This is a genomic window from Pseudomonas sp. C5pp, assembly GCF_000814065.1.
GTDB classification, from domain to species: Bacteria; Pseudomonadota; Gammaproteobacteria; order Pseudomonadales; family Pseudomonadaceae; genus Aquipseudomonas; species Aquipseudomonas asiatica.
Genome location: NZ_JWLN01000037.1, coordinates 1 through 14872 on the forward strand (window position 1 = coordinate 1; position 14872 = coordinate 14872).

At 63.9% G+C, this 14872-nt stretch carries 10 protein-coding genes; 5 read left to right on the forward strand and 5 right to left on the reverse strand.

Translation table 11 applies throughout. The features are described 5' to 3' along the window. Nucleotides 1-47: 47 nt before the first annotated feature. From RR51_RS23895 to lysA, 3 genes are all read right to left on the reverse strand, one after another. Nucleotides 48-785 carry a GntR family transcriptional regulator gene (locus RR51_RS23895; RefSeq protein ID WP_039614894.1) on the reverse strand — a complete coding sequence of 246 codons (738 nt, stop codon included), beginning with the start codon at nucleotides 783-785 and terminating at the stop codon, nucleotides 48-50. A gap of 58 nt (nucleotides 786-843) precedes the next feature. Further along, nucleotides 844-1287 carry an acetyltransferase gene (locus RR51_RS23900; RefSeq protein ID WP_039614895.1) on the reverse strand — a complete coding sequence of 148 codons (444 nt, stop codon included), beginning with the start codon at nucleotides 1285-1287 and terminating at the stop codon, nucleotides 844-846. Between the two features lie 352 nt (nucleotides 1288-1639). After that, complete coding sequence (gene lysA / locus RR51_RS23905; protein ID WP_039614896.1) at nucleotides 1640-2872, reverse strand: diaminopimelate decarboxylase; 1233 nt, start codon at nucleotides 2870-2872, stop codon at nucleotides 1640-1642. A 124-nt stretch (nucleotides 2873-2996) separates the two neighbouring features. Here lysA and RR51_RS23910 point away from each other — a divergent pair, with 124 nt between their 5' ends. Then, nucleotides 2997-3902, forward strand: a complete 906-nt coding sequence (locus RR51_RS23910; protein ID WP_039614897.1) for a LysR family transcriptional regulator — start codon at nucleotides 2997-2999, stop codon at nucleotides 3900-3902. A gap of 164 nt (nucleotides 3903-4066) precedes the next feature. Here RR51_RS23910 and RR51_RS23915 read toward each other — a convergent pair whose 3' ends face one another. Then, nucleotides 4067-4420 (reverse strand): hypothetical protein, encoded by a 354-nt coding sequence (locus RR51_RS23915; RefSeq protein WP_039614898.1) that lies wholly within the window; start codon nucleotides 4418-4420, stop codon nucleotides 4067-4069. A gap of 274 nt (nucleotides 4421-4694) precedes the next feature. Here RR51_RS23915 and RR51_RS23920 point away from each other — a divergent pair, with 274 nt between their 5' ends. Continuing rightward, the gene (locus RR51_RS23920; RefSeq protein WP_024086556.1) at nucleotides 4695-9560 is read left to right on the forward strand and encodes an NAD-glutamate dehydrogenase; all 4866 of its coding nucleotides are present in this window, start codon (nucleotides 4695-4697) and stop codon (nucleotides 9558-9560) included. A gap of 133 nt (nucleotides 9561-9693) precedes the next feature. Here RR51_RS23920 and ppsR read toward each other — a convergent pair whose 3' ends face one another. Further along, entirely contained in the window at nucleotides 9694-10512 is an 819-nt protein-coding gene (gene ppsR / locus RR51_RS23925) for a posphoenolpyruvate synthetase regulatory kinase/phosphorylase PpsR (protein WP_024086557.1), read from the reverse strand. A 177-nt stretch (nucleotides 10513-10689) separates the two neighbouring features. Here ppsR and ppsA point away from each other — a divergent pair, with 177 nt between their 5' ends. The 3 genes from ppsA (at nucleotide 10690) to rraA (ending at nucleotide 14871) form a co-directional block, all read left to right on the forward strand. Beyond that, nucleotides 10690-13065 carry a phosphoenolpyruvate synthase gene (ppsA, locus tag RR51_RS23930; protein ID WP_015269493.1) on the forward strand — a complete coding sequence of 792 codons (2376 nt, stop codon included), beginning with the start codon at nucleotides 10690-10692 and terminating at the stop codon, nucleotides 13063-13065. A gap of 102 nt (nucleotides 13066-13167) precedes the next feature. Next, nucleotides 13168-14160: an alpha/beta fold hydrolase gene (locus tag RR51_RS23935; protein WP_024086558.1), complete on the forward strand. Its 993-nt coding sequence runs from the start codon at nucleotides 13168-13170 to the stop codon at nucleotides 14158-14160. Nucleotides 14161-14379: 219 nt separating this feature from the next. After that, nucleotides 14380-14871, forward strand: coding sequence for a ribonuclease E activity regulator RraA (rraA, locus tag RR51_RS23940; RefSeq protein ID WP_013971668.1), 492 nt, complete (start codon nucleotides 14380-14382; stop codon nucleotides 14869-14871). The last annotated feature ends 1 nt before the right edge of the window (nucleotide 14872 follow it).

Consider the following 14872-nt stretch of genomic DNA (forward strand, 5'->3'; position numbering starts at 1 on the left):
GAGCTGGCTTGCCGGCGATGGGCCGCATAGCGGCCCCGATTACCCGATCAGGACGGCGACCGATCCCGGCGCATCTGGCTAACCAGGGTAAAGCGATCATCCGGGTGCACCGTCTCGGAAACCGCCATCAGGTCGCCGTTTTCCTCGCGGTAATGGCGAATGATCTTCAGCCCCGGTGAGCCTGCCTCGGCCTTCAGCACCCGGGCCATTTCCGCGCTCAGCAACACTGCCCGCACCTGCTGGTCGACCACCGCGATCGCCCGGCCATAGTGCTGCTCGATCAGCCCCGCAATCAGCTGGTCGGGGTGCTCGCGGGCCATCTCGATGACCTCGGCATAGTCGCGCTGCGCGTACACATCGGTCCAGCACAGCGGCGCCGCGTTGTGCACGCGGTCGACACGGATGCTCGACACGCAGAAGTAGTGCTCGCCCGGTACCAGCCCCAGCCGCGCCGCCTCGCTCAGGTCGGCGACGAAGTGGCGCACGTCCTGGATTTCCCGTTGCTGCGTTTCCGCCAGGTGCGCCAGGTCCGCCACGCTGGCCAGTGACTGCGAGTAGCCACCGCGCGGGCTGCTGGCCTCCACCCGGGTGCCTACGCGCTTGCGCCGCGATACCAGCCCTTGGTTGAGCAACTGGTTGATCGCCGCGCGCACCGTGTGTCGGCTCACATCGTACAGGTCGCACAGTTCGAACTCGGTCGGCAGCAGGCTGCCCACCGGGTAGCGGCCGCTGGCGATGCCTTCCATCAAGTCCTTTGCCACGGTGGTATAACGCGTCGGGTTCATACCTTTGGTCTGTCTCGCGAATTTGTATCAGCAGCAGGGGCGCAAAGTCGCCCGAAAATCAAGCCTGGGCAGGCAAGCTCATATGCAGCAAGGGGAACGGTCGGCCTTCGCCATCCAGCGGTGAACGGCCGGTCTGGATGAAACCATAGTGCCGGTAGAACCCCACCGCCTGCGGGTTCTGCTCGTTGACATCGACGCTCATCACGTTGTGCTTCTGGCGGCCGAAATCCAGCAGCGCGCGGCCTATGCCCTGTCCATGGCGCTCGGGGGCGACGAAGAGCATTTCCACGTGGTTGCCATTGAAACCGATGAAGCCCAGCGGGCGGTCTTCGGTGTCAACCGCGACCCAGAGCTCGACGGCCAGAAGGTAGACGTCGCGCAATTGCGGCAGCAGCGCGTCAATGTCGGACGCTTGCAGAAAGTGGTGCGTGGCGCGCACGGCGCGCAGCCAGATATCGAGCAGTTGCGGGTGGTCTGCAGCGATACTTTGGCGAATGATCATGGAGTCATGCCTGGGCGGTGTATGGCCGGGGAGGCCGGGAGGAAGAAAAAGGGTACCCGGATTGTGTGGGGCGGGGCAATGGAGGGTGGGGCAGGGCATCAGCTGATGTGTTGCCCGGGCCGGCCCTTTCGCGGGTAAAACCGCTCCCACAAGTAGGCACTGCCCTCGAGCCCGGCGCCGTACCTGTGGGAGCGGCTTTAGCCGCGAACACCGGCATAGCCGGTGCCATGTACCGCGTTGGATTCTTCGCGGCTAAAGCCGCTCCCACAGGGTACGCGTACCGCTTGCGAATTCAGTTCTCTACGCGGCAGCGCAGCCCAACGCGCAGGGCAATCTGCCTGAAAAACGGTATCTAGATGCCCGCCTCCAGGCCCAGCAAATCCTGCACCGTCTGCCTGCGGCGAATCATCCGTAGCGCTCCATCCTCGATCAGGAACTCCGGCAGCAACGGCCGGCTGTTGTAGTTCGATGACATCGACGCGCCATAGGCCCCGGCGTCGTGGATCACCAGCAGGTCACCCACCTGCGCCTGGGGCAGGTCGTGCGGGGTCAGTTCCTGGTCATCCTGGGTGAACACATCACCCGACTCGCACAGCGGCCCGGCCACCACGGTCGGCTGCCGTGGGCGGTCAACCGGCTGGCCGTCGGCGTCGAGCAGGGTCATGCGGTGGTAGGCCCCGTACATCGCCGGGCGCATCAGGTCGTTGAAACCGGCGTCGATCATGACGAAGGTGTTGCGGCCCACCTGCTTCACGGCGCGTACCTCGGCCACCAGGTAGCCTGACTCCGCCACCAGGAAGCGCCCTGGCTCGATTTCCATGCGCACGGGGTGGCCCAGCATCGCTTCGATCTCCTTGCGGGCCACGGCCCAGGTCCGGGCGTAGCGTTGCAGGTCGACCGGCTTGTCGCTGCTGCGGTACGGGGTGGAAAGCCCGCCGCCAATGGAGAACGCCTCGATGTCCACGCCCAGGCGGCCGATCAGCTCGATCATCGAGCGGGCCACTTGCTCCAGATGCTGGTAATCCACCCCCGAGCCGATGTGCATGTGCACCCCTACCAGGTGCAGGCCATGGGTTTTCACGCAGGCCAGCGCTTCGCCCAGCTCTTCGTGCCAGATGCCGTGCTTGCTGTTCTCGCCGCCGGTGTTGGTCTTGCGGCTGTGGCCATGGCCGAAGCCGGGGTTGATGCGGATCCACACGCGGTGGCCGGGCGAGCGTTCACCCAGTTGGCGCAGCATGTCGATGGAGCCGGCGTTGACTTCGATCTTCGAGGCCACCACCCGCTCCAGGGTCGGCCGGTCCAGCGCGTCGCAGGTCAGCACCACGCCGGCAGGGTCGCCATCCACGCTGGCGCCCGCGGCAAAGGCCCGCTCCATTTCGCCCAGCGACACTGCGTCCAGCACCAGGCCGTGGGCGCGCATCAGGCGCAGCACATGCAGGTTGGGGTTGGCCTTCTGGGCGAAGCGCACGGTGTCGAACACCTTCAGCTGTTCGACACGCTCGGCGATGGTGCCGGCGTCGTAGGCCCACAGCGGCGAGCCGTGCTGGCGGACAGCCTCGGCCAGCAGAGTGAAGGGTGCAGTCATGGTGGCGCTACTCATATAAGGAAGGCCACGAGAATGAGCCAAAGCAGGAATTCAGAAAAATAGCTATTTTTCTGTCAGCCATTCATATCTGATATGACCATTACCGACTTGCCAGGTGTTGCCCGTGAAACTGTCCGTCCGCCATATCGAAGTGTTCCGCGCCATCATGGCCGCTGGCAGCGTCACCGGTGCGGCGCGCCTGCTGTTCACCTCGCAGCCCACCGTCAGCCGCGAACTGGCGCGGCTGGAGCAGGTAACCGGGCTGAACCTGTTCGAGCGCGAAGGTGGCCGCCTGGTGGCGACGGCCCAGGCGCTGCTGTTGATCGAGGAGGTTGAGCGGGCCTACGTAGGGCTGGAGCGCATCGACCGCTTTGCCCAGGCCATCCGCAATTTCGAGCAGGGCCGGCTGGCCATTACCTGCCTGCCGCTGTTTTCCCAGACCTTGCTGCCCAAGGCTTGCCAGCGCTTTCACCAGCAGCACCGGGGCGTGAGCGTGAGTATCCTGGCGCAGGAGTCGCCGTTGCTGGAGGAGTCACTGGTTGCCCAGCAGCATGACCTGGGCCTGACCGAGGTAGAACAGATACCGCGTGGCGCCTACGGCGAATTGCTGTTCAGCGCCAACATGGTGTGCGTGCTGCCCGACGGGCACCCGTTGCAGGCCAGGGCCGAGCTGGAGCTGAGCGATTTCCACGAGGTCGACTTCATCAACCTGGCCAGCCTGGACACCTACCGGCAGCGCCTGGACCAGCACTTTCGCGCGGCAGGGGTGAACCGCCGCACGGTCATCGAGACCACCAGTGCTGCCTCGGTGTGCGCCATGGTCAGGCAAGGCCTGGGGGTGGCGATCATCAACCCGCTGAGCGGCCTGGAGGCGGCGCAGGGCGGGTTGCCGATCCGGCGGTTGCGGGTGTCGGTGCCGTATCAGGTGATGCTGATCAGGCCGGACCACCGGCCGGCGTCGGCGGCGGTGGAGCCGTTTTGCCAGGCGTTGCGGGTGCAGGCCCGGGAGATGCAGGCGGCACTGATCTGAAGCCTGGCGCGGCCTTTGTAGGAGCGGCCTTGTGTCGCGATGGGCCGCAAAGCGGCCCCAGAATCTCGGCGTCACGGCATACATTGCTGGGGCCGCGTTGCGGCCCATCGCGACACAAGGCCGCTCCTACAGGGATCGCGCAAGCGTTTGGATTTCTGTATGGCTCAGACTTCGCAGACGAAGGTGCCGGTCCCGGCCAGGATGTTCTCCAGGGTTTCCTTCACTTCATCCATGTCACTCAACTCGCTGGTCAGGTTGATCTCCAGCACCTCATCCCCCTTCAGCGCATCCCGGTCGCCGGCCGCCACTTCGATCAGCAGGCGCTTGGCGCTCAGGGTCACTTTCAGGCCATCCAGCGTCGACGGCTCGTCATCCAGGGTCAGGTCGACGGTGTCTTCGTCCGGGTAGCGGGTCAGCAGGAACATCTGACCCTTGTCGCTGTGGCAGCACAGGGTCGCCATGTTGTCTTCCTCGTCATCGCAAGGGGTGGCGAACAGCAGGGCAGTATTGATTTGCATGGACAAGGCTCGGATCAAAGGAAACGGAAGGGAATTCTGACAGTCTTGCCGACAGGCATAAACGTAAAGTTACCGCCCCTTGACCGAAATTGTCGCAGCGCTGCAAGCCTTGATGACCGATCAGTCGTTAAGCTTCGGCGAGCCCTGGGCGTGCCTGCGCACGTTCAACGCCTGGTTTTACCGTCCGCCTTGCCACGGGTTGGCTATCGTTGATCCGTACACGGCGCACGCAGCGACGCTTCAATTATTACAAAGCCCAAGCGGAGTACCACAGATGGCGTTCTTCACCGCAGCCAGCAAAGCCGACTTCCAGCATCAACTGCAAGCGGCCCTGGCGCAGCACATCAGCGAACAGTCCCTACCACAAGTCGCGCTGTTCGCCGAGCAGTTCTTCGGCATCATCTCTCTGGACGAACTCACCCAACGCAGGCTTTCCGACCTGGCCGGCTGCACCCTGTCAGCCTGGCGCATCATCGAGCGTTTCGACCCCGAATACCCGCAAGTACGGGTGTACAACCCCGATTACGAGCGTAATGGCTGGCAATCGACCCACAGCGTGGTCGAAGTGCTGCACCACGACCTGCCGTTCCTGGTCGACTCGGTACGCACCGAGCTCAACCGCCGCGGCTACAGCATCCACACCCTGCAGACCACAGTGCTCAGCGTGCGCCGCGGCGCCAAGGGCGAGCTGCTTGAACTGCTGCCCAAGGGCACCCAGGGCGAGGGCGTACGCCATGAGTCGCTGATGTACCTGGAGATCGATCGTTGCGCCAACGCCGCCGAGCTGACGGTACTGGCCCGCGAGATCGAGCAGGTGCTGGCCGAGGTGCGGGTGGTGGTGGCCGACTTCGAACCGATGAAGGCCAAGCTGCGCGAAGTGGTTGCGGAGGTGGAGCAGACCGCCTTTGGCCCGGCGCAGAACGAAAAGGGCGAGGTCAAGGCTTTCCTCGAGTGGCTGCTGGACAACCACTTCACCTTCCTGGGCTATGAAGAATTCACCGTCAAGGGCGACGCCGATGGCGGCCAGATGGTCTACGACGAGCAGTCGTTCCTCGGCCTGCCGCGCCGCCTGCGCGTGGGCCTGACGAGCGACGAGCTGCGCATCGAAGACTACGCCGTGGCCTACCTCAACGAACCGCTGCTGCTGTCGTTCGCCAAGGCCGCGCTGCCAAGCCGCGTACACCGCCCGGCCTACCCGGACTACGTGTCGATCCGCCAGCTGGACGCCAATGGCAAGGTGATCAAGGAGCACCGCTTCATGGGCCTGTACACCTCGTCGGTGTACGGTGAAAGCGTGCATGCCATCCCTTATATCCGGCAGAAGGTCACCGAAGTCGAGCGCCGGTCGGGCTTCGATCCCAAGGCCCACCTGGGCAAGGAACTGGCCCAGGTACTGGAAGTACTGCCGCGCGACGACCTGTTCCAGACCCCGGTCGACGAGCTGTTCAGCACCGTCATGTCGATCGTGCAGATCCAGGAACGCAACAAGATCCGCGTGTTCCTGCGCAAGGACCCATACGGCCGCTTCTGCTACTGCCTGGCCTATGTACCGCGGGAAATCTACTCCACCGAAGTGCGGCAGAAGATCCAGCAGGTGCTGATGGAGCGCTTGAAGGCCAGCGACTGCGAGTTCTGGACCTTCTTCTCCGAATCGGTGCTGGCCCGTGTGCAGCTGATTTTGCGGGTAGACCCGAAAAACCGCATCGACATCGACCCGCAGCAGCTGGAACGCGAAGTGATCCAGGCCTGCCGCTCGTGGCATGACGACTACTCGGCGCTGGTGATCGAGAACTTCGGCGAAGCCCAGGGCACCAACATCCTCGCCGACTTCCCCAAAGGTTTCCCGGCCGGCTACCGCGAGCGCTTCGCCGCGCACTCGGCGGTGGTCGACCTGCAACACGTGCTGAACCTGTCGGAAAGCAAGCCGCTGGCGATGAGCTTCTACCAGCCATTGACCCAGGTCGGGGAACGCACCCTGCACTGCAAGCTGTACCACGCCGACACGCCGCTGGCGCTTTCCGACGTGCTGCCGATCCTGGAGAACCTTGGCCTGCGCGTACTCGGCGAGTTCCCGTACCGCCTGCGCCATGCCAGTGGCCGCGGCTACTGGATCCACGACTTCGCCTTCACCTACAGCGAAGGCCTGAGCCTGGACATCCAGCAGCTCAACGACACCCTGCAGGATGCCTTCATCCACATCGTCCGCGGCGATGCCGAGAACGACGCCTTCAACCGTCTGGTGCTGACCGCCGGCCTGCCATGGCGCGACGTGGCGCTGCTGCGCGCCTACGCCCGTTACCTGAAGCAGATTCGCCTGGGCTTCGACCTGGGTTACATCGCCAGCACCCTGAACAACCACACCGACATCGCCCGCGAGCTGACCCGGTTGTTCAAGACCCGCTTCTACCTGGCGCGCAAGCTCACCCAGGAAGACCTGGATGACAAGCAACTGCGCCTGGAGCAAGCCATCCTGACCGCGCTGGACGACGTGCAGGTGCTCAACGAAGACCGCATCCTGCGTCGCTACCTGGACCTGATCAAGGCCACCCTGCGCACCAACTTCTACCAGCCGGACGCCAACGGCCACAACAAGTCGTACTTCAGCTTCAAGTTCAACCCCAAGCTGATCCCCGAACTGCCTAAGCCAGTGCCCAAGTTCGAAATCTTCGTCTACTCGCCACGGGTCGAAGGCGTGCACCTGCGCTTTGGCAACGTCGCCCGCGGCGGCCTGCGCTGGTCCGACCGCGAGGAAGACTTCCGCACCGAAGTGCTGGGCCTGGTGAAAGCCCAGCAGGTCAAGAACTCGGTCATCGTGCCGGTCGGCGCCAAGGGCGGCTTCCTGCCGCGCCGCCTGCCGCTGGGCGGCAGCCGTGACGAGATCGCCGCCGAAGGCGTGGCGTGCTACCGCATCTTCATTTCCGGCCTGCTCGACATCACCGACAACCTCAAGGACGGTGGCGTGGTGCCGCCGGCCAACGTGGTACGCCATGACGATGACGACCCGTACCTGGTGGTGGCGGCCGACAAGGGCACCGCGACCTTCTCGGACATCGCCAACGGCATCGCCATCGACTACGGCTTCTGGCTGGGCGACGCCTTCGCCTCGGGCGGCTCGGCCGGTTACGACCACAAGAAGATGGGCATTACCGCGCGCGGCGCCTGGGTGGGCGTGCAGCGCCACTTCCGCGAGCGCGGCATCAATGTGCAGGAAGACCCGATCACCGTCATTGGCGTCGGCGACATGGCCGGCGACGTGTTCGGCAACGGCCTGCTGATGTCCGACAAGCTGCAATTGGTGGCGGCGTTCAACCACCTGCACATCTTCATCGACCCGAACCCGGAGCCTGCTTCCAGCTTTGCCGAGCGCAAGCGCCTGTTCGACCTGCCGCGCTCGGCCTGGAGCGACTACGACACCAGCATCATGTCCGAAGGCGGCGGTATCTTCCCGCGCAGTGCCAAGAGCATCGCCATCAGCCCGCAGATGAAAGAGCGCTTCGCCATCGAAGCCGATCGCCTGACCCCGACCGAGCTGCTCAATGCGCTGCTCAAGGCACCGGTAGACCTGCTGTGGAACGGTGGCATCGGTACCTACGTCAAGGCCAGCACCGAGAGCCACGCCGATGTTGGCGACAAGGCCAACGACGCGCTGCGGGTCAATGGCAACGAGCTGCGCTGCAAGGTGGTGGGCGAGGGCGGCAACCTGGGCATGACCCAGCTTGGCCGGGTCGAGTTCGGCCTGCATGGCGGCGCCACCAACACCGACTTCATCGACAACGCCGGCGGCGTGGACTGCTCCGACCACGAGGTCAACATCAAGATCCTGCTCAACGAAGTGGTGCAGGGTGGCGACATGACCGAGAAGCAGCGCAACCAGCTGCTGGGCAGCATGACCGACGAAGTGGCCGGGCTGGTGCTGGGCAACAACTACAAGCAGACCCAGGCGCTGTCGCTGGCGGCCCGCCGCGCCCGCGAGCGGATTGCCGAGTACAAGCGCCTGATGGCCGACCTGGAAGCCCGTGGCAAGCTGGACCGTGCCATCGAGTTCCTGCCGTCCGAAGAGCAGTTGGCCGAGCGCCTGGCCGCCGGCCAGGGCCTGACCCGTGCCGAGCTGTCGGTGCTGATCTCGTACAGCAAGATCGACCTCAAGGAACAGCTGCTCAAGTCGCTGGTGCCGGACGATGACTACCTGACCCGCGACATGGAAACCGCTTTCCCGCCGTCGCTGGTCAGCAAGTTCGCCGAGTCCATGCGCCGCCACCGCCTGAAGCGCGAAATCGTCAGCACCCAGATCGCCAACGACCTGGTCAACAACATGGGCATCACCTTCGTCCAGCGCCTGAAGGAGTCGACAGGCATGAGCCCGGCCAACGTGGCCGGGGCCTACGTGATCGTGCGCGACATCTTCCACCTGCCGCACTGGTTCCGTCAGATCGAGGCTCTGGACTATCAGGTGCCGGCGGAAATCCAGCTAACCCTGATGGACGAGCTGATGCGCCTGGGCCGTCGTGCCACCCGCTGGTTCCTGCGCAGCCGCCGCAACGAGCAGGACGCCGGGCGCGACACCGCGCACTTCGGGCCGAAGATCGCGCAACTGGGGCTCAAGCTCGACGAGTTGCTCGAAGGCCCGACCCGCGAGCGCTGGATGGTGCGCTACCAGGGCTTCGTCGAGGCTGGTGTGCCAGAGTTGCTGGCGCGCATGGTGGCTGGCACTACCCACCTGTACACCCTGTTGCCGATCATCGAGGCGTCGGATGTTACCGGCCATGACCCGGCGCAGGTGGCCAAGGCGTTCTTCGCCGTGGGCAGCGCACTGGACCTGACCTGGTACCTGCAGGAAATCAGCAACCTGCCGGTGGAGAACAACTGGCAGGCGCTGGCCCGCGAGGCGTTCCGCGACGACATCGACCTGCAGCAGCGGGCGATCACCATCTCGGTACTGCAGATGGCCGATGCACCGGAAGACATGGACGCCCGCGTGGCGCTGTGGGCCGAGCAGCACCGGGTGATGGTGGAGCGCTGGCGCGCCATGCTGGATGACCTGCGCAATGCAACGGGTACCGATTATGCGATGTACGCGGTGGCCAACCGCGAGCTGGTCGACCTGGCCATGAGCGGGCAGGCGGCGGTGGTGCCGTCCTGAGCCATGAGCTGAAATGAAAAGCCCCGGCAGTGATGCCGGGGCTTTTTTATGATTCCAGTGCTGCTATCACAAGGCTTGAGCGTAGTGAGGCCCCTGTAGGAGCGGGTTTACCCGCGAAGAGGCCGGTACAGGCTTACTTGAACCTGCGCTCCACCCCTTTCTCCACCAGAATCTTCGCCGAAATCTCCTCCACCGAAAAATGCGTGGAATTGATGTTGGGAATGTTCTCCCGGCGGAACAGGTTTTCCACCTCGCGCACTTCGAACTCGCACTGGGCAAAGCTGGAATAGCGGCTGTTGGGCTTGCGCTCGTGGCGGATGGCGGTGAGGCGGTCGGGGTCGATGGTCAGGCCGAACAGCTTGTTGTGGTGCTTTTTCAGCACCGCCGGCAGCTGCAGGCGCTCCATGTCGTCCTCGGTCAGCGGGTAGTTGGCGGCGCGGATGCCGAACTGCATGGCCATGTACAGGCAGGTGGGGGTCTTGCCGCAGCGCGATACACCTACCAGGATCAGGTCGGCCTTGTCGTAGTAGTGGGTGCGTGCGCCATCGTCATTGTCCAGGGCGAAATTCACCGCCTCGATGCGCTCCATGTAGTTGGAATTGCCGCCAATGGAGTGCGACTTGCCGACTGAATACGACGAATGGGCAGTCAATTCCTGTTCAAGTGGGGACAAAAACGAAGAAAAGATGTCGATCATGAAGCCATTCGAGGTAGCCAGGATCTCACGGATGTCCTGATTGACGATGGTGTCGAAGATGATCGGGCGTACACCATCGCGCTCGGCCGCAGCGTTGATTTGCTGGACCATGGTCCGCGCCTTTTCCGGCGAATCGATGTAGGGACGGGTGAATTTATTGAACGGAATGCTCTCGAATTGAGCGAGCAGACTCTGGCCCAGGGTTTCGGCGGTGATGCCGGTGCCGTCGGAGATGAAGAACGCGGTTCGTTTCATTTGCGATCTGGGCCTTAAGCTGATGACGTTTCTTGGATATGATAAGTTCGGTTTGCCGAATGCGGCTGTCGGCATTCTCACTTATTTTCCAGGTACAGGCCACAAGCGTCCGGCCAAGTCAACGAAGGCAGGCGGGCGCCCTTGAGCTTTTCCAACACAGTTAGTGGAGAGATCACCTTGGTAGAGTACGTAGTTTCCCTCGATAAGCTCGGCGTCCATGATGTGGAGCATGTGGGGGGCAAGAACGCATCCCTGGGCGAGATGATCAGCAACCTCGCAGGTGCTGGTGTATCGGTGCCGGGCGGCTTTGCCACTACGGCGCAGGCGTACCGCGATTTTCTCGAACAGAGTGGTCTCAACGACCGTATCCATGCCGCGCTCGACGCACTCGATGTGGATGACATCAACGCCCTGACCAAGACCGGCGCGCAGATTCGCCAGTGGGTCATGGAAGCCGACTTCCCGGCACGTCTGGATTCGGAAATCCGTACGGCCTTCGCCGAAATGGCTGCCGGCAACGACAACATGGCCGTTGCCGTGCGTTCCTCTGCCACCGCCGAAGACCTGCCGGACGCCTCGTTCGCCGGCCAGCAGGAAACCTTCCTCAACATCCGCGGCGTCGACAACGTGATCCGCGCGGCCAAGGAAGTGTTCGCCTCGCTGTTCAACGACCGTGCCATCGCCTACCGCGTGCACCAGGGCTTCGACCACAAGCTGGTGGCCCTGTCCGCCGGTGTGCAGCGCATGGTCCGCTCCGAAACCGGCACCGCCGGCGTCATGTTCACCCTCGACACCGAGTCGGGCTTCCGCGACGTGGTGTTCATCACCGGCGCCTACGGCCTGGGCGAAACCGTGGTGCAGGGTGCGGTCAACCCTGACGAATTCTACGTGCACAAGAACACCCTGCAGGCAGGCCGCCCGGCCATCCTGCGCCGCAACCTGGGCAGCAAGGCGATCAAGATGGTCTATGGCGAAGAAGCCAAGGCCGGCCGTTCGGTCAAGACCGTCGAAGTGGACCGCGCCGAGCGCGCGCGCTTCTGCCTGACCGATGCCGAGGTCAGCGAGCTGGCCAAGCAGGCCATGATCATCGAGCAGCACTATCAGCGCCCGATGGACATCGAATGGGCCAAGGACGGTGACGACGGCAAGCTGTACATCGTCCAGGCGCGCCCCGAGACGGTGAAGAGCCGCTCCAGCGCCAACGTCATGGAACGCTACCTGCTGAAAGAGAAGGGCACCGTTCTGGTCGAAGGCCGCGCCATTGGCCAGCGCATCGGCGCCGGCAAGGTCCGCGTGATCAACGACGTATCGGAAATGGACAAGGTCCAGCCGGGCGACGTGCTGGTCTCCGATATGACCGACCCGGACTGGGAACCGGTGATGAAGCGCGCCAGCGCCATCGTCACCAACCGTGGCGGGCGTACCTGCCACGCGGCGATCATCGCCCGTGAGCTGGGCATTCCGGCCGTGGTCGGTTGCGGCAACGCCACCCAGGTGCTGAAAGACGGCCAGGGTGTGACTGTGTCCTGTGCCGAAGGCGATACCGGCTTCATCTTCGAGGGCGAGCTGGGCTTCGATGTGAAGCAGAACTCGGTCGACGCCATGCCCGACCTGCCATTCAAGATCATGATGAACGTCGGCAACCCGGACCGTGCCTTCGATTTCGCCCAGCTGCCCAACGCCGGTGTCGGCCTGGCGCGCCTGGAGTTCATCATCAACCGCATGATCGGCGTGCACCCCAAGGCGCTGCTGAACTACGCCGGCCTGCCAGCCGACCTGAAGGACAGCGTCGACAAGCGCATCGCCGGCTACAACGACCCGGTAGGCTTCTATGTCGAGAAGCTGGTCGAGGGCATCAGCACCCTGGCTGCGGCCTTCTACCCGAAAAAGGTCATTGTGCGCCTGTCGGACTTCAAGTCCAACGAGTACGCCAACCTGATCGGCGGCAAGCTGTACGAGCCGGAAGAAGAGAACCCGATGCTCGGCTTCCGTGGTGCTTCGCGTTACATCAGCGAATCGTTCCGTGACTGCTTCGAGCTCGAGTGCCGTGCGCTCAAGCGCGTGCGCAACGAGATGGGCCTGACCAACGTCGAGATCATGGTGCCGTTCGTGCGTACCCTGGGTGAAGCCAGCCAGGTTGTCGACCTGCTCGCCGAAAACGGCCTGGCCCGTGGCGACAACGGCCTGCGCGTGATCATGATGTGCGAACTGCCGTCCAACGCCATCCTCGCCGAAGAGTTCCTGGAGTACTTCGATGGCTTCTCGATCGGCTCCAACGACCTGACCCAGCTGACCCTGGGCCTGGACCGTGACTCGGGCATCATCGCCCACCTGTTCGACGAGCGTAACCCTGCGGTGAAGAAGCTGCTGGCCAACGCCATTGCCGCGTGCAACAAGGCTGGCAAGTACATCGGCATCTGCGGCCAGGGCCCGTCGGACCACCCGGACCTGGCCAAGTGGCTGATGGAGCAGGGTATCGACAGCGTGTCGCTGAACCCGGACTCGGTACTCGAAACCTGGTTCTACCTGGCGGAAGGCCAGGGCGCGGTCTGATGCAGTAAAACGCGGGGGTACGTCTGGCGTACCCCCGCCTGGTTTTTTCCAGGGCGAGCTCCAGCAATGGATCCCGCCCTTTTTTGTGCACCAAGCAACCTTATGCAAAGCAGCAGCACTCTATTCCCCGTGGCCCTGCTCAGTGCCGAACGCCGCGGCGACCTCAGCGAAGACGTGTACCGGATCAAGGCCGGTAACAGCCCTGACCCCAGCGTCGAGCTGGCTGTCACCCGCCTGGGGCTGGCCGATCAGGGTCAGGCCCAGGGCGTACCGGTCATTCTCCTGCACGGCAGCTTCTCCAACCGCCGCTTCTGGTATTCCCCCAAAGGGGTTGGCCTGGGCGCCTATCTCGCCCGCGCCGGCTTCGATGTGTGGATCCCGGAAATGCGCGGCCATGGCCTGTCGCCGCGCAACCATGACTGGAAGCACAACAGCGTTGCCGCCTATGCCCGCGATGACCTGCCGCTGATTGCTGCGTTCGTGCGCGAGCAGTCGGGCCAGACGCCGCACTGGGTCGGCCATTCCCTGGGCGGCACGACCCTGGCGGCAGCGCTGGGCGGTGGTTTTCTGGCTGCCGAACAGGTGGCCAGCGTGGCGCTGTTCGGTACCCAGATCAGCCGCGTGTACTGGCCGCTGAAGGTGCCACCGCTGGCCTGGGGGGCCAAGCTGCTGCTCAAGCGCTGGGGGCAGATTTCCGGGCCTCGTTTCAAACGTGGGCCGGAGGATGAGCCGATCGGCCTGGCCCTGGAAAGCATGCGCTGGCATGGCCTGTTCGGGCGCTTTGGCGATAAACAGAGCGACTGGTGGGCGGGGCTGGCCAAGGTGGATGTGCCGCTGCTGGCCGTGGCTGGTGCGGGGGACTTCCAGGACCCGGTGTGGGCCTGCCGCAAGCTGTTCGAGCAATTCGGCGGTGAGCGCAAGCAGTTTCTGCGGCTGGGGCTCGAGGAAGGCTTCGACGCTTTCGGGCATGTCGACATGCTGGTGAGCAAGGCCGCGCAGGTGCAGGTGTGGCCGCTGGTGGAGCGTTGGCTGCGGGATCCGCTGGTGCCGGTGCATGAATCCACGGTGGTGGCGGAGCCTGTGCCCGTCGGTTGAATGGGTTGCGCCTGTGCTGGCCTCTTCGCGGGTAAACCCGCTCCCACAGGAATTGCACAGGGCTCGGGTGCAGTGAAAACCCTGTGGGAGCGGGCGTGCCCGCGAAAGGGCCGGTACAGGCAAAACACAACTGACTGCTTGGTCCCGGATGACTGCAATGGGCTCTACGGTGTAGCCTTGGCCGATATCCGCTTTCGTTGTGACTGACAGGAGCTTCCCATGCAGCATTACGTTACGCCCGACCTGTGTGATGCCTACCCGGACCTGGTGCAGGTGCTGGAACCGATGTTCAGCAATTTCGGCGGCCGCGATTCGTTCGGCGGCCAGATCGTCACCATCAAGTGCTTCGAAGACAACTCGCTGGTCAAGGAGCAGGTCGAACTCGATGGCAAGGGCAAGGTCCTGGTCGTCGATGGTGGCGGCTCGCTGCGCCGCGCACTGCTCGGCGACATGCTCGCCGAGAAGGCTGCCAGGAACGGTTGGGAAGGCCTGGTGATCTACGGCTGCGTGCGTGACGTCGACGTGCTGATCCAGACCGACGTCGGCGTGCAGGCCCTGGCCAGCCACCCGATGAAGACCGACAAGCGCGGCATCGGCGACCTCAACGTGCCAGTGACCTTCGCCGGGGTGACCTTCCGCCCGGGCGAGTATGTGTATGCCGACAACAATGGCGTGCTGGTGTCGCCAAGCCCGTTGAAAATGCCCGAGTAAG